Genomic DNA, 16,973 nt, shown 5'->3' with positions numbered 1-16,973 from the left:
CTCTTAACATGCCGCTAAGCAATTGTGCGGCATGCCGTTGCCGACACATCGCCAGCAGATTAGACGCCCCCTCGAAAACTCCGGGGTAACAAGGGATCGCAATGACCATCAAGCGCGTACGCAAGGCCGTCTTCCCCGTCGCGGGGCTCGGTACCCGGTTCCTCCCGGCGACCAAGTCGATGCCCAAGGAGATGCTCACCGTCGTCGACAAGCCGCTGATCCAATATGCGGTCGAAGAGGCGCTGGAAGCAGGCATCGAGCAGATCATCTTCGTTACCGGTCGCAACAAGACCGCGCTCGAGGATCATTTCGACATTTCCTACGAGCTCGAGGACACGATGCGCCGGCGCGGCAAGTCGCTCGCCGTGCTCGATGGCATCCGCCAGAAGCCGGGCTCGCCGGTCTATGTCCGCCAGCAGGAGCCGCTCGGCCTTGGTCATGCCGTGTGGTGCGCGCGCGAGATCGTCGGCGACGAGCCGTTCGCGGTGCTGCTGCCCGACGAACTGATGGCCGGTTCGCCAGGCTTCATGAAGCAGATGGTCGAGGCCTATGACAAGGTCGGCGGCAACGTCATTGGCGCGCTCGAGGTGCCCGACAGCGAGACCGACAAATATGGCATCATCTCGCCCGGCGCGATCGACGGCCGGCTTACCGAGGTCAAGGCGCTGGTCGAGAAGCCCGGCAAGGGCAGTGCGCCGTCCAACCTGATGATCCCGGGCCGCTACATTCTGCAGCCCGAGGTGATGCGCATCCTGGAGAACCAGGAAAAGGGTGCCGGCGGCGAGATCCAGCTGACCGACGCGATGGCGCAGCTGATCGGCCAGCAGCCGTTCCACGGCTTCACCTTCGATGGCCATCGCTTCGATTGCGGCGACAAGGCGGGCTACATCCAGGCCAATCTGGCGCTGGCGCTGCAGCGGGCCGACATCGGCCCGGCGGTGCGCAGCTTCGCGGAGCAGCTGCTCGGGTGAGCAGCGTCCTCGTCACCGGGGTCGCCGGGTTCATCGGCTATCACGTCGCCGCACGCCTCACCGCGCGCGGCGACACGGTGATCGGGGTCGACAATTTCAACGACTATTACGACCCGCAGCTCAAGCTCGATCGGGTGGCCGATCTCGTCGCTCGCAGCGGCGGCCGGGTGACGGTACTCGACGGCGATTTCGCCGACGATCGCTGGCTCGACGAGGCGCTGGCCGGTCGCGCATTCGATCGCATCGTCCACCTCGGCGCGCAGCCCGGGGTGCGTTACTCGATCGAGAACCCTCGCGCCTATGCCCGGGCCAATCTCGCCGGCCACCTCAACATGCTAGAGGTCGCCCGCCAACGCGGCTGTGGCCATCTCGTCTATGCGTCATCCTCGTCGGTCTATGGCGGCAACGAGACGCTGCCGTTCAGCGTCGACGACCGGGTGAATCATCCCGTCTCGCTCTACGCCGCGACCAAGAAGGCGGACGAGCTGATGAGCGAAAGCTATGCCCATCTTTATCGGCTGCCGCAGACCGGCCTCCGCTTCTTTACGGTCTACGGACCATGGGGGCGGCCGGACATGGCGGTGTGGCTGTTCACCGACGCGATCCTCGCCGGGCGGCCGATCAAGGTGTTCAATCATGGCCGCATGCAGCGCGATTTCACCTATATCGACGATATAGTCGCCGGCGTGGTCGCCGCGCTGGACCGCCCGCCGGCGGACGACGGCGTGGCCAAGCCCGGTGGCAGCATCAAGCCGCACGCGCTCTACAATATCGGCAACCACCGGTCGGAGGAGCTTGGCCGGCTGATCGACGTGATCGAGGAGGCGTGCGGGCGCAAGGCAGTGCGCGATCACCAGCCGATGCAGCCCGGTGACGTGATGGCCACCTATGCCGACATTACTGCCACACAGCGCGACCTCGGATTTGCACCGACCACGCCGATCGAGGTGGGGGTGCCGCAGTTCGTCGACTGGTACCGGCAGCGGATCGGGCAGTAGCCCGACCGTCGGTCAGGTACCTACTGCTGCCCACACGTCCGGCAGCCGGGATCCTTTGGCAGGTTCAGCGTGCGGAATCGCCACGACAGGGCGTCGACGAGCAGCAGCTTGCCCGCCGTGTCTTCACCGAACGGCACGATCGCGCGGATCGCCTCGAGCGCGGCCAGGCTGCCCATCACCCCCGTCACCGGACCGAGCACGCCGTCGTCGGCACAGGTCGCGCCGGCCTGTGCGGGATCGCCGCCGACAAAGCAGCGGTAGCATGGCTTGCCCGCTTCCCAGCCGCGGAACGTCGCCAGCTGGCCATCGAACTGGCCGACCGCTGCCGAAACCAGCGGCACACGGGCGGCGTGAGCGGTGTCGGCGACGGTGAGCCGGGTGTCGAAATTGTCGGAACCATCGATCACGACATCGGCATCGGCAACCATTGATTCTGCATTGTCGCCGTCGAGCCGGACGACATCGGGCACGGCCTCGATCAGCGGGTTGAGCCGGAGCGCCGCTTCGGCCGCTGCTTCGGCCTTGCGCGCGCCGATGGAGGCGGCGGAGAAGATCGTCTGGCGCTGGAGGTTGGAGGCTTCCACCCGATCGTCGTCGACGATAACCAGCCGGCCGATGCCCGCCGCCGCCAGATATTGGATGGCAGGCGAGCCGATCCCGCCCGCCCCGATAATCAGTGCCGTCGCCGCTTTTAGGCGACGCTGGCCATCGCCCCCGATCTCCTTGAGGATGATGTGACGGGCGTAGCGGTCGAGCTCCTCGTCGGCGAGGATCACGGCTTCCAGGAGAAGGTGAGGGTGGTCCGGTACCAGCCTTCGCCCGCGACGGCGACCGGGCTGTTGGTGGCGGCATTGGCGCGGACGGTGCTGGAGATCAGGCCGGCGGCATATTGCTCGACCGCGGGGCAATCGATCGCGCGCGGCACCACCTTGCGGGCAAGACCGTCCGGCGCGACCAGCACCGCGGCATCGACCGCAAGCGTCGCGCCTGCCGGCGACACGGAGGCTGCGCGGCATCGCCCCGCCGTCACCTCGGCGGCGACGAACCCCGACACCGCCGCACCGTCAGGCGCCTTGGCATAGGCGAGCACCGGCAGCCCGCTCCAGTCCTGGGGCGGCACGGGGGCGGGGGCGGCCAACACGGCCGCCGCCTGGATCGCTATTGCCAACATTGCCATCATCGTCCGGTCGAGCCGAACCCTCCAATTCCTCTGCCGGTCTGATCCAGCGCATCGACCTCGTCCAGTGTCGCGCGCTGAACCGGGGCGGGGACAAGTTGGGCGATGCGGTCGCCACGGGTGATGGCGAACGGCTCGTCACCGAGGTTGGCGAGGATCACTTTCACCTCGCCGCGATAGTCGGAGTCGATCGTGCCGGGCGTGTTGAGGCAGGTAACGCCGTGCTTGAGCGCGAGCCCCGAGCGGGGGCGCACCTGCACCTCGAAGCCGGCAGGGATGGCGATGGCGAAGCCGGTGGCGACCGCCGCCCTGGCGCCGGGCGCAAGGCTCAGCGTTTCGGCGGCGACCACGTCCATGCCAGCGGCGCCGTCGGTGGCATAAGCGGGGAGCGGCAGGCCTTCCCCATGCGGCAGGCGCATCAGCGCGACACGGATATCAGTCATGCGCCTGCCTCTAGCGCATCGGCGATGCGGCTGGCGAGCCGCTCCGCGACCGCCTCCTTGGCAAGGCGCTCCCACGTTTCGACCCCGGCGGCGGTCACGAGGTGGACGGTGTTGGCGTCGCCGCCGAACACGTCGCCCGAGACGTCGTTGCCGACGATCCAGTCGGCGCCCTTGCGGGCCCGCTTGGCGATGGCATGGTCCACCACCTGCTCGGTCTCGGCGGCGAAGCCGACCACCAGCCGTGGCCGTGCGGGGCCCTGCGCGACGGTGGCAAGGATATCGACATTTTCGGTGAGGCTGAGGGCAGGCGGCGCATCGCCCTTCTTCACCTTGTGCGGCGCGGCCGCGACCCGCCAGTCGGCGACGGCGGCGACCATGATGGCGGCATCGACGGGCAGTGCGCCGGCGACGGCATCGGCCATGTCCTGGGCGCTGACGACATCGACACGGCGGACGCCCGCAGGAGTCGGCAGCGTCACCGGCCCGGCGACCAGCGTCACCTCGGCGCCGAGGCGCGCCAACGCCTCGGCGATCGCGAAGCCCTGCCGGCCGGACGAGCGGTTGGCAATGTAGCGGACGGGGTCGATCGGTTCATGGGTGGGGCCGGCGGTCACCAACATGCGCTGGCCCGCCAGCCGCTGCCGCGCCGGCACCGCGGCATGGCCGGCAAGCGCCGCATCGATCGCGTCGGCGATCGCCGGCGGCTCAGGCAGGCGGCCGGCGCCGAACTCGCCACAGGCCATCGGCCCCTCGTCAGGCTCGATCACGGTGATGCCGTCGCCGCGGAGCTGGGCGACGTTGCGGCGCGTCGCGGCATGGTCCCACATCCGCACGTTCATCGCCGGCGCGGCGAGCACGGGCTTGTCGGTGGCGAGCAGCAGCGTCGTGGCGAGATCGTCGGCAAGCCCCGCGGCCATTTTGGCGAGGAGGTCGGCGGTGGCGGGCGCCACCACCACCAGATCGGCCTCGCGGCTGAGCTGGATGTGGCCCATCTCGGCCTCGTCCTTGAGATCCCACAGGTCGGTATAGACCTTGTCCTCGCTCAACGCGGCGAGCGTCATCGGCGTGACGAAATGGCTCGCCCCGGCGGTGAGCACGCAGCGAACCCGATAGCCGCGCTTGCGCAGCAGGCGGACCAGCTCGCAGGCCTTGTAGGCGGCGATACCGCCACCGATGATCAGCAGGATGCGTTTCATCGCGTTATCCCTCATCGCGTGACCCTCGTCACCGTGATCCGCCGGGTGTCCTGCGCGGCGGCGACGAGATCGCGCACGCCATCGGGGACGAAGGCAAGCCCGACGAGCATCGCCGGCGCCACCAGCAACCCCCAGTAGAAGGTGTCGAGCCGTCCTAAGATCGAGAGCACCAGCGCATAGCCCGCCAGTAGCAGCACCATCCGCAGCCCTAGCGGATCTCGCCACGCCGCCCAGCCGACCAGCGACAGGCCGATCAGCGGCGCCGCCAGCCACAGTGGCATCAGCGCCAGCGCCGTCGAGACCGTCATGGTGCGGATAAAGAAGCCAAAGCCGAGCATTCCCGCCCAGCCGGGCGACTGCGGGTCGAGCGGGTGAACGACCTGCGCGACGGCATGAGCGTGAAGCGTCAGTACGACCCCCAAGATCGTGATCGCTATGCCCCACCCGATCGCCTCGCGATGCTGGCCGTCGATCCACGCCATCACGGCCATCAGGGCCAAGTAAGGCGCGGCAGTTTCCCGGATCAGCACGGCAACAAGTCCGAACGCCGCCGCCGGCAGCCACGCGCCCGGTCGTCGCACTGCCAGCGACAACGCGACGAACATCCCCGCCCAGATTTCGTGGAATGGCGCCAGCTCGGCCTGAACAAACGCCATCATCCCCGCTGCCAGCAGCGCCATCGCGATGAGCAGCGGCGGCGGTCGTGAGAACACCGGCGCCAGCCGGCGATACCAGGCTACAAACACAGCCAGAGCCAGGGCATACAGCAATAATGGCGTCGCCCAGGATGGGATCGATCCTTGCACCACCGCCAGCGTTGGCAGCCGAAATGTCACGAACGGCTTCAGCGGGTAATTGCCGGCCCGCTGGGCATTGGCGGCGACCTGATAATAATCACCGCCGTGGCGCACGCCTTCGACGATCGTTTCATATAGGACGACATCGGCCTGATCGTCAGCGCGCCTCGCCGGATCGCGGCTTGCCGCTGGCGGCATAGGGGTCGCAAAGACGAGCAGTGTCGCCAGCAGCAGCAGGGCGACCAGCACCAGCCCGATCCGCCCGCGCCACGGCGAGATCGACGCGAAGCGCGATGGCTGAGCGAGCCAGATCGGGCTGAGCGGGCGTCGGGTCATCGCGGCCCTAGTGGATCATCAGAAGGGTCGCGCCTACGCTTGCCGCGGCGGCGAGCAGGGCGACGGCGGCATAGCGCCAGCCGCCACCGATCCGCACCACCTCTATCTCGCGCAACGGCAGCGAGGGCGGTTCGCCGCCCGGCACCGGATAATGCGCTTCGATGCGGCGGACGAGATCGGGCAACCGAGCGAGCGTGCGCAAGTCGGTGATCAACCGGTCCGCCACCGCCGCCTCGGGGCCGAGCTCGGTGCGGATCCATTCGCGCACGAACGGCGCCGCAGTGTCCCACAGGTTGATGTTGGGATCGAGCCCGGTGGCGACGCCCTCCACCATCACCATCGTCTTCTGGAGCAGCAGCAGGTGGGGCTGGGTGACCATGTCGAAGTCGCGGGTAATCGAGAACAGCCCGTCGAGCATCATCCCGATCGACATGTCCTTGACCGGCAGGCCACGCATCGGCTCGCCGACCGCGCGCAGCGCGGTAGCGAATTCGGCGACATTGTGGTGGCTCGGCACATAACCGGCCTCGAAGTGGATCTCGGCGACGCGCTTATAGTTGCCGGTGATCAGCCCGTAGAGGATCTCTGCAAGCCACACCCGGGCGCGGCGGTCGATCCGGCCCATGATGCCGAAGTCGATCGCGGCGATCTTGTTGCCAGGCAGCGCGAAGAGATTGCCCTGGTGCATGTCGGCATGGAAGAACCCTTCCGCGATGGCCTGGCGCAGGAAGGCGTGGACCAGTGTGCTGGCAAGCTTGGGCAGGTCATAGCCCGCCGCGAGCAAGGCGGCACGGTCAGACAGCTTGATGCCGTCGATCCACTCGATCGTCAGCACTTTGGCGGTGGAGCGCTGCCAGTCGATCGCCGGCACCTCGAAATCGGGCTCGGCAGTCATCGATTCGGCAAGTTCGGACGCCGAGGCCGCTTCGCGACGGAAGTTGAGCTCGCGCAGCGTCCAGCGGCGGAAATTCTCCACCGTCAGCCGCGGGCGCAGCCGCCGCGCCTCGATGCTCATGCCCTCGAGCTGGGCGGCGGCCCATTGATAGGTATCGATGGCGCGGGTGAAATCGTCCTCAACGCCGGGGCGCAGCACCTTCACCGCGACCTGGCGGCCGTCGGTTGTGATCGCGCGGTGGACCTGTGCAATCGACGCGGCGCCGACCGGCACTTCCTCGATGCGCTGGAACAGCTCGTTCGGATCACGGCCGAAGCTTGCCGCCATCGCTGCGCGGATCGTCTCGAACGGTACCGGCGGCAGTTGGTCCTGCAGCCGCAGCAGATCGTGCGCGGCATGTTCACCGACCAGATCAGGCCTGGTCGCCAGCGTCTGGCCGAGCTTGATCGCCGCCGGTCCGATCGCCTGGAAGGCATCGGCGTAGCGTGGCTGCGCCGGCACCCGCGCGCCGAATCGGGCGATGCGGGCGAGCCGGCGGACCGGTGCCGGGGTGTTGGGATCGCGCTCGATCCCGCGCAGCGCGCCGTGGCGTGCGAGGATCCGGCCCCATTTGAGCAGGCGCCAGCTATGGACGAGGGGCGATGTCACTGGCGGGTCAAATCTTCCAGCCGCTGTGGATCGCCACCAGCCCGCCGAGCAGCGGCTCCACCTTGGTCCGGAGGAAGCCGGCCTCCTTTATCATGCCCTGAAAGGTCGGCATGTCGGGGAAGCGGCGGATCGATTCGATCAGATAGCGATAGCTGTCGGCGTCCTGCGCCAGCAGCTGGCCGAGCTGCGGCACCAGCTTGTGCGAATAGCTGTCGTACACTTCCTTGAAGCCGGGCCACACCGTGGTGGAGAATTCGAGGCAGAAGAAGCGGCCGCCGCGGCGCAGCACGCGATGGGCTTCGCGCAGCGCCTGCGGAATGTCGGTGACGTTGCGGATGCCGAAGGCGATCGTATAGGCGTCAAAGAACTTGTCGGGAAAGGTCAGCACCTCGGCGTTGGCCTCGGTCCACACCAGCCCGTCGATGCCGCGCTTGGCGGCACGCTCCATGCCCACTTCGAGCATCGCGGGGTTGATATCGGCTACCGTCACCGAGGCGCCGGAGCGCGCGAGGCGGAAGGCGATGTCACCCGTGCCCCCGGCCATGTCGAGGATCTGCTCGGCCTCGCGCGGTTGGACGCGGCGGACAAAGCGATCCTTCCACAGCCGGTGCATGCCCCCCGACATGGCGTCGTTCATCAAATCATATTTCGCGGCGACATTGGTGAAGACGCCGCCGACGCGGGCGGTCTTCTGGTCGGCGGGAATGTCTTCGTAGCCGAAGGAGACGGTGTCAGTCATGCGAGCGGCTGTAGCCAGTGCTTGTGGCAGGGGCAAACGCAACCTAGCTGAAAGCCGTGCCCGAGCTCCCCGAAGTTGAAACCACTGTGCGCGGGCTCACCCCCGTGCTTGCCGGCCAGCGCCTCACCCGCGTCGAGCCGCGCCGTGCCGATCTGCGCAAGGCGATCCCCGTCGACCTGCGCCAGCGGCTCACCGGCGCGCGCGTCACCGCGCTTGGCCGTCGCGCCAAATACGGCCTGATCGACACCGATCGCGGCGACACGCTGATCTTCCATCTCGGCATGTCAGGGCGGTGGCGGGTGGATCCGACCGAATCGATCGCGCACGATCATCTGGAGATGGAGACCGAGCAGGGGCGAACGCTCGCGCTCAACGACCCCCGCCGGTTCGGCTTCCTCGACCTGTGGCCAACTGAGACGATCGAGGCCTATCCGCCGTTCATGGCAATGGGCCCCGAGCCGCTCGGGCCCGGTTTCACCGGGGCCTATTTGCACAAGGCCCTCGCCGGCCGAACCGCGCCGATCAAGGCGATGCTGCTCGACCAGCGGATCGTCGCTGGCCTTGGCAATATCTATGTGTGCGAGGCGCTTCATGTCGCCCGCATCGCACCGAGCCGCGCGGCTGGGCAGATCGCGCGCGCCAGGCTCGACCGGCTGGCGGTGGCGGTGCGCGAAGTGCTGCTCGCGGCGATCGAGGCGGGTGGCTCCACCCTGCGCGATTATGCCCGGCCCGATGGCGAGCTTGGCTATTTCTCCAAGCAGTTCCTGGTCTATGGCCGAGAAGGTGAGCCGTGCCATTGCGGCGGCATCGTCCAGCGCCGCACCGAGAACGGCCGCTCCACCTTCTGGTGCCCGCGCTGCCAGCGCCAGTGACCTGCCAGAAGGGGTCAAGTTGGTTGACCGGCCGCCCGGCAATCGCTAAGGGCAGCGCCTTCGAGAGGGCGTAGGGTCTATCCGGCGCCCCTTTTTCACCGTTTCAGAGATTTCGAGGACGTAAGAATGGCGAACACGCCGCAAGCCAAGAAGCGCATCCGTCGTAACCAGGCCCGCGCCGAAGTGAATGGCGCGCGTGTCGGCCGTATCCGCACCTTCATCAAGAAGGTTGAGTCGGCACTCGCCTCGGGCGACAAGTCGGCGGCGGCGGTGGCGCTGCAGCAGGCACAGCCTGAGCTGGCGCGCGGCGTCGCCAAGGGCGTGCTCCACAAGAACACCGCGAGCCGCAAGTTCGCCCGCCTCACCAAGCGTCTGTCGCTGATGGCGTGAGACCATAAGGGTCTCGGCCGGGACTAAGTGTTCAGGCTCAAAAGTTTAGCCCGTCGGGATCATTCCCGGCGGGTTTTTTGATGTGCGAAACGCGCGAATTTGGAACGAAAAGAGAAACCCAGGACTTACCGCGATTCGAGTGGATGCTTAACCGTTAACGCTGCATAAAAGCCCACCGAAACAATCACTTATCAAAAATCTGACGCATTTGCTGGGCTGACGGAGTGTCAATCCGGTTTATTTCAGAAATGCGACCTGGGCAGGCCTTGATCGACTCAGCCAACCCTTCATAACTGACCCTCACCGCGGCGGTATTCACCACCGCGTTACTGAACAGCGTGAGCATGCCGATCGGCCGACTGGCCGTGAGGGGGAACTCTTACTGTCCGCAATTTGGCTACTTGCGCGCCCTGCGTGCGAGATCGAGGAGGTGTGTGCGTTGGCTTACGGGCAGGGGGCAGCGATGACGGGAAGCGAGGCGCATCGCGCCTGGGCCCGCGTCCGCGCCAACCTGCGCGAATCTGCCGGCGCGCGATTGTTCGATCAATGGCTCAAGCCGATGGAGCTGATCGATGGCGAAGAGCCCGACTCGATCCGCCTCGGCCTCCCGTCCGCGTTCATGACCAACTGGGTCCGTAGCCATTATGCGGATCGCCTGCTGCTTGAGTTCAAGGCGTTGATGCCGCGGGTGCGCAGCGTCGCGATCGAGACGCGGGCATCACGCCCCGCGCCGGTCACGCTCGTCGCCGAGGTGCCGGCACCCGTGGCCGAAACACCCGCACCGCCGCCGCCGAGCCGTTTCCATGTGGCGGCGCCGGCCGCTGCCGCAGCTCCAGCGCCAGCGCTCGCGGCCCCAGCGGCTCAGGTGCCGGCGCCGGCCGAGACCCCGGCGCCTGGCCGCTTTCACGTCTCGGCGGCAATCGCGGCGTTGAAGCCCGTCGCCGTCGCCGCCGCCGCGGTCGTGCGCGCGCCGGCCGAGCGCCCGCCACTCGACGCACGCTTCACCTTCGAGCGGTTCGTCGTTGACGCGACCAACCGGGTGGCGTTCAACGCTGCCAAAGTGCTCGCCGAGCCGGGTCCGCCCAGGTTCAGCCCGCTGTTTCTCCACAGCGGCACCGGCCAGGGCAAGACCCACCTGATGCATGCGATCGGCCATGCGTTCCTCGCGGCGCATCCCGATGCGACAGTGCTGTGCATGTCGGCCGAGCGCTTTATGTTCGACTTCGTCGCGGCGATGCGCGCGCGCGACACCTTCGCGTTCAAGCAGCGGCTGCGCGGCGCCGACCTGCTGCTGATCGACGACCTGCAGTTCATCGCCGGCAAGGACGCCACCCAGGAAGAGTTCTTCCACACCGTCAACGAGATCATGAGCGCGGGCAAGCGGCTGGTGATCTCGGCCGATCGGTGCCCCCAGGCGCTCGAAGGGGTGGAAGCGCGGATCATCAGCCGGATGTCTGTCGGGCTGGTCGCGGACATCAAGTCGCCGGACCTCACGCTGCGGCGTTCCATACTGGAACGCAAGCTTGCCGACCTTCCCGAGGCCCGCGTGCCTGACGAGGTGCTCGACCTGCTCGCTGCCCGCATCCACGCCAACATCCGCGAGCTCGAGGGCGCGCTCAACCGCGTCATCGCTTATGCCCATCTCACCGGCGACACCATCGATCTCGATTTCGCGGTGGCGACGCTCGGCGAGTTGCTCCGTGGCGCCCAGCGCCGGGTGACGATCGACGAGATCCAGAAGCTGGTCAGCCAGCATTTCGAGCTGAAGCCGCTCGACCTCGTCTCGGCGCGCCGCAGCCGCGCCGTCGCCCGCCCGCGCCAGATTGCCATGTATCTCGCCAAGCGGCTGACGACGCGCTCGCTGCCCGAGATCGGCCGCAAGTTCGGCGGGCGTGATCATTCCACGGTGATCCACGCCGTGCGCAAGATCGAGGAATTGCGCGACCAGGACCGCGACATCGACGCCGCGGTGCGCACGCTGATGCGCGAGCTGGAAGCCTAGCGCTTCCGCCATCGAGTGCCCGGCGCTCGACCAGCCGCAAGTACGTCATCCCAGCGAAAGCTGGGATCTCATGCGGCATGCGCAGGAACGGAGCCGCGAGAGACACCAGCTTCGGCTGGGATGACGGCGTTGGCTAGAGCTGCAGCCCCACCGCCGCCTGCGCCGCCGCCACCGTCGGCGCCGCCATGTCGCGGGCCTTGTGCGCGCCGCGGGCGAGAGTCGCGGCGACTTCGGCGCGATCGGCGAGCAGGCTGGTCAGCCGCTCGCGTATCGGGCTTAGCGTCGCCACGGCGAGATCCGCCAGCGCGGGCTTGAACGCGCCGAACCCCTGGCCGGCATAGTCGCCGAGCACCTCGGCCGGCGTACGATCCGCCAGCGCGGCGAAGATCGTCACCAGATTCTTCGCCTCGGGGCGGCCGTCCAGCTCCTCCAGCATCGCCGGCAGCGGCTCGGGATCGGTCTTCGCCTTGCGCAGCTTCTGGGCAATGGCGTCGTCGCTGTCGATCAGGCTGATCCGCGACGCGTCGGACGGATCGGACTTGGACATCTTGGCGCTGCCGTCGCGCAGGCTCATGATCCGCGGCGCGGCCTTGCTGATCAGCGGCTCGGGCAGGGTGAACAGCTCGACGCCAAAATCGGTGTTGAACTTGGTCGCGATGTCGCGCGCCAGCTCGAGATGTTGCTTCTGGTCGTCGCCCACCGGCACATGGGTCGCCTGATAAGCCAGGATATCGGCGGCCTGGAGCACCGGATAGACGAACAGTCCGACGCTCTGGCCCTCGCGGTTCTTGCCGGCCTTGTCCTTCCACTGGGTCATGCGGTTGAGCCAGCCGACCCGCGCGGTGCCGTTGAGGATCCAGGCGAGCTCGCTGTGCGCCGGCACGCGCGCCTGGTTGAACAGGATCGAGCGCTGGGGATCGATCCCGCAGGCGAGCAGCGTTGCTGCCATCTCGATGGTGTTGGCCGAGAGATCCGCCGGCACCACCGGCTGAGTCAGCGCGTGGAGATCGGCGAGGAAGAACAGGCAATCGTCGTCCGGGCCCATCGCGTCCTGCATCGCCACCCACTGCCGGATCGCCCCCAGGTAATTGCCGAGATGGAGATTGCCGGTGGGCTGGATGCCGGAAACGACGCGCATGGCAGGGCCTTACTTTGAACGAACGAGCTGACGGATGTCGCGCGGGCGCAGAGCGCCGGTCGCGAAGACGGCCGCGGCATAGACCAGCCCGCCGGTGCCGACCAGCACCACCATCGCCATCCAGCGCGCGAGGCTGGGGCCGGTGACATAGGGCTGGAACAGGTCGTTGAGGAAGAACATCACCACGCCCATGATCACCGCGGCGACCAGCATCCGCGGCGCCCGACGGCGCAGCTGCGCATCGGGGGTGAATTGGCCGCGGCGGTTGAGCGTACGATAGAGCAGGGTGACGTTGACCGTGCTCGCGATTGCGGTGGCGAGCGGCGGGCCCATGTGGCCGAGCGGCAGGATGAAGGCGAGATTGAGCACCAGATTGACCGCCATCGAGATGGTCGCATAGCGCACCGGCGTCTTGGTGTCGGAGCGGGCATAATAGCCCGGGGTGAGCACCTTGACGAGGATGTAGCTCGGGAGGCCGATCGAGAAGGCGGCGAGCGCCTGGGTGGTCGCCACGGCATCGTCGGCGCGGAAATGACCATGCTGGAACAACGCCGCGATGATTGTCCGGCCGCAGATCACCAGCGCGGCGGTGGCCGGCAGGGTGAGGAACAGCGCCAGTTCCATCGCGCGGTTCTGCGTGGTCATCGCCTGCGCTTCCTCGCCGCGCCCGAGCAGGCGCGAGATCGTCGGCAGCAGCACGGTGCCAAGGCCGATACCGATCAGGCCGAGTGGCAGCTGGTTGAGCCGATCGGCAAGGTAGATGTAGGTCACCGAGCCATGCGGCAGGAAATGCGCCGCCAGCGCGCTGGAGACGACGAGGTTGATCTGCACCGCACCGGCGCCGGCCGCGGCAGGCCAGATCAGCGCCATCAGCCGCTTGACGTCGGGGTTGAGCTGCGGCCGCTTGATCCGCAGCCGCACGCCGCTCTGCCGGCATGCCCACCATAGCCAGCCGAGCTGGAGCGCCCCGGCGACGGTCACCGCGATCGCCTGGTTGCGCGCGGTGCCGATCGGGCTGGTGTGGAGGAAGATCAGCGCGGCGATCTGCGTGACGTTGAGCAGGATCGGCGCCGCGGCGTTGATCCAGAATTTGTGCAGCGAGTTGAGGATGCCGCCGAGCAGCGACACCACGCTGATCAGCATCAGATAGGGAAAGGTCCAGCGCGACAGCTCGACCGCATAGCTGAACTGGTCGGGCGTGGCATCGTGGAAGCCGCCCGAGATCAGATAGGTCGCCGGCCAGGCGGCCACCTCGACGATTACCGTCAGCGCGATCAGGATCGGCAGCAGGACGGAGAGCGCGTCCTCGGCGAAGGCGATGCCGTTCGGCAGCCCGCCGCCGTCGGGGTCCGCCACCTTGCGGTTGAACATCGGGATGAACGCGGCGGAAAAGGCGCCCTCGGCGAACAGCGCGCGGAACATGTTAGGGAGGCGAAACGCGATCTGGAACGCGTCGGACGCGAAGCTCGCGCCCATGTAGCGGGCGAACAGCGAGTCGCGCACCAGGCCGAGCACGCGGCTGGCAAGCGTCAGCCCGCCGACCGATCCCAGCGACTTGGTTAGGTTCATCGCTGTCCGCCCCCTCGGATCAGATCAGGCCTGACCGAAGCCTTCGGGGATCGCCTGGCTTTGGGCCTCGGCCTGCTGCAGGTAGAGCTGGCTGAAATCGATCGGCTCGAGCAGCAGCGGCGGGAAGCCGCCGTCGCGCACAGTGTCGGCAAGCACGCGGCGCGCGAACGGGAACAGCAGGCGCGGGGCCTCGCCGAGCAGGAACGGCTGGACATGCTCGGCGGGCACGTTGCGCAGCCCGAACAGGCCCGCATAGGTCAGGTCGACGATGAACGCGGTCTGGCCCTCGGCCTCGGCCTTGACGTCGATCTTGAGCACCACCTCATGGACATCGTCGCCGACCTGCGCGGTGCCGATGTTGAACTGCACGTCGATCGCGGGCTGGGCGGGATTCTGGAAGATCGCGGGCGCGTTCGGATTCTCGAACGACAGGTCCTTCACATATTGCGAGATCAGCCCTGCGGCCGGCGCGGTGTCGGCACCGTTGGCAAGCGGCTGGCTGTCGAACGTACTGGCCATGTTAATCGTCCTTGGATCATGGAAAGGAGGAGCATCGAAACCGCCGGTGAGGCGTTGGGATGCGTTAAGCCCGCGCCTAGCAGCGCTCACGGGGCGATTCAACGGCCGCTCGCGGGCGATGCTTTGAATTGCCGACGCATGCGCCTATGTGGGTGCGAAGATCGGAGGCACGGTGTTTTACGTAGTTCTACTCGCGATGGTCGCAGGCTTTCTGGCGCTGAGGCTGTACAGCGTGCTCGGGAAGCGCACCGGCCACGAACAGCAGCCGCTGCCGCGCACGGCCGAGGATCGCCCGGCGTCGCTGGCGGTGCCGCGCACGATCGACGTTGCCCCCGAGGTACGCGAACCGGCCAACCGCAACATCGAGCCGCGCGCCGAGGCGGGCCTGCGCGCGATCGTCGCAGGTGAGCAGGGGTTCGACGTGTCGCGCTTCCTGGAGGGCGCACAGGCGGCCTATCGGATGACGCTGGAGGCATTCTGGCGCGGCGACGAGGCCGAGTTGCGTGAGCTCGCCAATGACGAGGTCGCCGACGCGTTCGGCGAGGCGATCGCCCAACGCCGCGAAGCCGGCGAGACGCTCGACAACCGCCTTGTCTCGATCGAGCGGGCAATGATTGCCGATGCGGCGCTAACTGGCCGCGAGGCGCGGATCACCGTGCGCTTCGACGCCGACATTGCCGCGGTGACGCGCGATGCCGAGGGTCATGTCATCGCCGGGTCGCTGGTCGATGCGGTCGAGACGCATGACGTGTGGACCTTCGCCCGCACGCTGCGCAGCAACGATCCCAACTGGAAGCTCGCCGACACCGACGAGGCGTGAGCCTTTCGTATCGATCGTTGAACGATGGAACTGCGCCTGGGCTTGTTCCCGGCGCGGTCGTTGGGCACATCGCTTGCATAGAAAAGCGGGGTGCTTGCCCCGGCGTCCGTTCCGGGGTGATCAGATGACCAGTAAACGCGTAACCGTCAGCATCGCGCTCGCCATGGCGCTGAGTGCGTGCAGCGGCGCGATCGTGCCGCCGTCGGCCGGGGTGGCGCCGCCGCCGTCCCGCCCCAGCCACACCGCCGGTCGGCCACCGTCGCGGCCAAGCAGCAGCGTCGCCGCCCAGCCGATCCCGAGCGGGCGGGCGTTTGACGGACGGATCGATTCCGCCATCCCGCTGCTCGCCACCCCCGTGGTGCCGACCCCCGGTGCGACCACCGCCACCAGCACCGGTGTCGTCCCGGGGCCATCGCTCGCCGCGCTGCCGCTGACGGAGCCTCAGGCCGAGGCGGCGCGTCAGGCCTTTCTGTCGAGCTGCCCCGGCCTCATGCGCCGCACCGACGCCTCCGGGCTGACCCGCGGCACCGACTGGCAAAGTGCCTGCGCGGCGGCGCAATCGGTGCCGCGAGGCGCCGCGCGCGACTTCTTTGTGGCCAATTTCGAGGCGGTCCAGGTGGGCGACGGCAGCGCCTTCGCCACCGGCTATTACGAACCCGAAATCGCCGCGTCGCGCGAGCGGCGGCCAGGCTATGAGGTGCCGATCTATGGCCGGCCCGACGATCTGATCGACGTCGACCTCGGCCAGTTTTCGCCCGATCTCAAGGGCAAGAAGATCCGCGGCAAGGTGCAGGGCAGCAACTTCGTGCCCTATGACGAGCGTGCCCAGATTGTCTCCGGGTCGCTCGGCAACAAGGCGCCGGTGCTCGCCTGGGGCGCCGACGAGGCGGCGGTGTTCTTTCTCCAGATCCAGGGCTCGGGGCGGCTGCGGCTGCCCGATGGCTCGTTCATGCGGGTCGGCTATGCCACCCAGAACGGCCGCGCCTATACTGGCATCGGCGCATTGATGAAGAGCCGCGGACTGCTCCAGCCGGGGCAGACCTCGATGCAGGGGATCGTCGCCTGGCTGCGCGCCCATCCGCAGGAGGGCGAGGCGATCATGAACGAGAACAAGAGTTTCGTGTTCTTTCGCACGCTCGACACGCCGCCGCAGGGCGCGATGGGCTATGTCGTCAACGGCGGGGTGAGCGCGGCCGCCGACGTCAAATACGTCCCGCTCGGCGCGCCGGTATTCCTGTCGATGGACCGGCAGGATGCGAGCGGCCTGTGGGTGGCGCAGGATACAGGTGGCGCGATCAAGGGCGCCAATCGCTTCGACACCTATTGGGGTGCCGGTCCTGCCGCTGAGGCGACCGCAGGCGGCATGGCCGCACACGGCACCGCCTTCCTGCTGCTCCCGATCGGCACGTTGGCACGGGTGGGGGCAAGTGCGCCAACTCAGCCCTGACGAGGCGCATCTGTGG

At 67.7% G+C, this 16,973-nt stretch carries 18 protein-coding genes; 7 read left to right on the top strand and 11 right to left on the bottom strand.

Features of this window, described 5'->3' with window-relative positions; genetic code table 11:
* Window positions 1–101 precede the first annotated feature (101 nt).
* Together galU and OXR60_RS01965 are read left to right on the top strand one after the other, a co-directional pair.
* Window positions 102–971, top strand: coding sequence for a UTP--glucose-1-phosphate uridylyltransferase GalU (gene galU / locus OXR60_RS01970; protein ID WP_267393475.1), 870 nt, complete (start codon window positions 102–104; stop codon window positions 969–971).
* Window positions 968–1,969, top strand: a complete 1,002-nt coding sequence (locus tag OXR60_RS01965; protein WP_267393473.1) for an NAD-dependent epimerase/dehydratase family protein — start codon at window positions 968–970, stop codon at window positions 1,967–1,969. Before galU ends, OXR60_RS01965 begins: the two co-directional genes overlap by 4 nt.
* Window positions 1,970–1,989: 20 nt before the next feature.
* Here the strand turns inward: OXR60_RS01965 and moeB are convergent, their stop codons facing one another.
* Genes moeB through OXR60_RS01930 form a run of 7 tightly spaced genes read right to left on the bottom strand, consistent with a single transcriptional unit; the run spans window position 1,990 to window position 8,200 of the window.
* Entirely contained in the window at window positions 1,990–2,745 is a 756-nt protein-coding gene (gene moeB / locus OXR60_RS01960) for a molybdopterin-synthase adenylyltransferase MoeB (RefSeq protein WP_267393471.1), read from the bottom strand.
* Window positions 2,742–3,146 (bottom strand): hypothetical protein, encoded by a 405-nt coding sequence (locus OXR60_RS01955; protein WP_267393469.1) that lies wholly within the window; start codon window positions 3,144–3,146, stop codon window positions 2,742–2,744. Before OXR60_RS01955 ends, moeB begins: the two co-directional genes overlap by 4 nt.
* Window positions 3,146–3,589: a dUTP diphosphatase gene (gene dut / locus OXR60_RS01950; RefSeq protein ID WP_267393467.1), complete on the bottom strand. Its 444-nt coding sequence runs from the start codon at window positions 3,587–3,589 to the stop codon at window positions 3,146–3,148. Before dut ends, OXR60_RS01955 begins: the two co-directional genes overlap by 1 nt.
* Window positions 3,586–4,785: a bifunctional phosphopantothenoylcysteine decarboxylase/phosphopantothenate--cysteine ligase CoaBC gene (gene coaBC / locus OXR60_RS01945; RefSeq protein WP_267393465.1), complete on the bottom strand. Its 1,200-nt coding sequence runs from the start codon at window positions 4,783–4,785 to the stop codon at window positions 3,586–3,588. The genes dut and coaBC overlap by 4 nt, the downstream gene beginning before the upstream one ends.
* 11 nt (window positions 4,786–4,796) lie before the next feature.
* Window positions 4,797–5,918, bottom strand: coding sequence for a hypothetical protein (locus tag OXR60_RS01940; protein ID WP_267393463.1), 1,122 nt, complete (start codon window positions 5,916–5,918; stop codon window positions 4,797–4,799).
* A gap of 7 nt (window positions 5,919–5,925) precedes the next feature.
* Window positions 5,926–7,461: a 2-polyprenylphenol 6-hydroxylase gene (gene ubiB, locus OXR60_RS01935; RefSeq protein WP_267393461.1), complete on the bottom strand. Its 1,536-nt coding sequence runs from the start codon at window positions 7,459–7,461 to the stop codon at window positions 5,926–5,928.
* Window positions 7,462–7,468: 7 nt separating this feature from the next.
* Entirely contained in the window at window positions 7,469–8,200 is a 732-nt protein-coding gene (locus OXR60_RS01930; protein WP_267393459.1) for a class I SAM-dependent methyltransferase, read from the bottom strand.
* A 56-nt stretch (window positions 8,201–8,256) separates the two neighbouring features.
* Here OXR60_RS01930 and mutM point away from each other — a divergent pair, with 56 nt between their 5' ends.
* Window positions 8,257–9,072 (top strand): bifunctional DNA-formamidopyrimidine glycosylase/DNA-(apurinic or apyrimidinic site) lyase, encoded by an 816-nt coding sequence (gene mutM / locus OXR60_RS01925; protein WP_267393457.1) that lies wholly within the window; start codon window positions 8,257–8,259, stop codon window positions 9,070–9,072.
* A gap of 126 nt (window positions 9,073–9,198) precedes the next feature.
* The gene (rpsT, locus tag OXR60_RS01920; protein ID WP_267393456.1) at window positions 9,199–9,462 is read left to right on the top strand and encodes a 30S ribosomal protein S20; all 264 of its coding nucleotides are present in this window, start codon (window positions 9,199–9,201) and stop codon (window positions 9,460–9,462) included.
* A 184-nt stretch (window positions 9,463–9,646) separates the two neighbouring features.
* On the opposite strand, the gene OXR60_RS01915 is transcribed toward rpsT, so the two are convergent.
* Entirely contained in the window at window positions 9,647–9,808 is a 162-nt protein-coding gene (locus OXR60_RS01915) for a hypothetical protein (RefSeq protein ID WP_267393454.1), read from the bottom strand.
* 117 nt (window positions 9,809–9,925) lie between these two features.
* Here OXR60_RS01915 and dnaA point away from each other — a divergent pair, with 117 nt between their 5' ends.
* Window positions 9,926–11,464: a chromosomal replication initiator protein DnaA gene (gene dnaA, locus OXR60_RS01910; protein ID WP_267393452.1), complete on the top strand. Its 1,539-nt coding sequence runs from the start codon at window positions 9,926–9,928 to the stop codon at window positions 11,462–11,464.
* Window positions 11,465–11,597: 133 nt separating this feature from the next.
* Here dnaA and trpS read toward each other — a convergent pair whose 3' ends face one another.
* From trpS to secB, 3 genes are read right to left on the bottom strand one after another with little or no spacing between them, the layout of a single operon-like run.
* Complete coding sequence (gene trpS / locus OXR60_RS01905; protein ID WP_267393450.1) at window positions 11,598–12,602, bottom strand: tryptophan--tRNA ligase; 1,005 nt, start codon at window positions 12,600–12,602, stop codon at window positions 11,598–11,600.
* Window positions 12,603–12,611: 9 nt separating this feature from the next.
* Window positions 12,612–14,171, bottom strand: a complete 1,560-nt coding sequence (murJ, locus tag OXR60_RS01900) for a murein biosynthesis integral membrane protein MurJ (RefSeq protein WP_267393448.1) — start codon at window positions 14,169–14,171, stop codon at window positions 12,612–12,614.
* Window positions 14,172–14,195: 24 nt separating this feature from the next.
* Window positions 14,196–14,690, bottom strand: coding sequence for a protein-export chaperone SecB (secB, locus tag OXR60_RS01895; RefSeq protein WP_267393446.1), 495 nt, complete (start codon window positions 14,688–14,690; stop codon window positions 14,196–14,198).
* Window positions 14,691–14,862: 172 nt separating this feature from the next.
* On the opposite strand from secB, the gene OXR60_RS01890 reads away from it, so the two are divergent.
* Together OXR60_RS01890 and OXR60_RS01885 are read left to right on the top strand one after the other, a co-directional pair.
* Window positions 14,863–15,510, top strand: a complete 648-nt coding sequence (locus OXR60_RS01890; protein ID WP_267393444.1) for a Tim44/TimA family putative adaptor protein — start codon at window positions 14,863–14,865, stop codon at window positions 15,508–15,510.
* Between the two features lie 124 nt (window positions 15,511–15,634).
* On the top strand, window positions 15,635–16,957 hold the full coding sequence (locus OXR60_RS01885; RefSeq protein WP_267393443.1) for an MltA domain-containing protein: 1,323 nt from the start codon (window positions 15,635–15,637) through the stop codon (window positions 16,955–16,957).
* Window positions 16,958–16,973: the final 16 nt, after the last annotated feature.

This window comes from Sphingomonas sp. GC_Shp_5, from assembly GCF_026540855.1.
In the GTDB taxonomy this organism is placed as follows: domain Bacteria; phylum Pseudomonadota; class Alphaproteobacteria; order Sphingomonadales; family Sphingomonadaceae; genus Sphingomonas.
This window is presented reverse-complemented; position numbering and strand designations above follow the sequence as displayed.

Excerpts from the sequence above, each read along its gene's own strand:
- OXR60_RS01955 (WP_267393469.1), bottom strand. The coding sequence starts at position 3,146 with ATGGCAATGTTGGCAATAGCGATCCAGGCGGCGGCCGTGTTGGCCGCC.
- dut (WP_267393467.1), bottom strand. The coding sequence starts at position 3,589 with ATGACTGATATCCGTGTCGCGCTGATGCGCCTGCCGCATGGGGAAGGC.
- OXR60_RS01915 (WP_267393454.1), bottom strand. The coding sequence starts at position 9,808 with ATGCTCACGCTGTTCAGTAACGCGGTGGTGAATACCGCCGCGGTGAGG.
- coaBC (WP_267393465.1), bottom strand. The coding sequence starts at position 4,785 with ATGAAACGCATCCTGCTGATCATCGGTGGCGGTATCGCCGCCTACAAG.
- secB (WP_267393446.1), bottom strand. The coding sequence starts at position 14,690 with ATGGCCAGTACGTTCGACAGCCAGCCGCTTGCCAACGGTGCCGACACC.
- dnaA (WP_267393452.1), top strand. The coding sequence starts at position 9,926 with ATGACGGGAAGCGAGGCGCATCGCGCCTGGGCCCGCGTCCGCGCCAAC.
- rpsT (WP_267393456.1), top strand. The coding sequence starts at position 9,199 with ATGGCGAACACGCCGCAAGCCAAGAAGCGCATCCGTCGTAACCAGGCC.
- murJ (WP_267393448.1), bottom strand. The coding sequence starts at position 14,171 with ATGAACCTAACCAAGTCGCTGGGATCGGTCGGCGGGCTGACGCTTGCC.
- trpS (WP_267393450.1), bottom strand. The coding sequence starts at position 12,602 with ATGCGCGTCGTTTCCGGCATCCAGCCCACCGGCAATCTCCATCTCGGC.
- OXR60_RS01885 (WP_267393443.1), top strand. The coding sequence starts at position 15,635 with ATGACCAGTAAACGCGTAACCGTCAGCATCGCGCTCGCCATGGCGCTG.
- OXR60_RS01930 (WP_267393459.1), bottom strand. The coding sequence starts at position 8,200 with ATGACTGACACCGTCTCCTTCGGCTACGAAGACATTCCCGCCGACCAG.
- galU (WP_267393475.1), top strand. The coding sequence starts at position 102 with ATGACCATCAAGCGCGTACGCAAGGCCGTCTTCCCCGTCGCGGGGCTC.
- OXR60_RS01940 (WP_267393463.1), bottom strand. The coding sequence starts at position 5,918 with ATGACCCGACGCCCGCTCAGCCCGATCTGGCTCGCTCAGCCATCGCGC.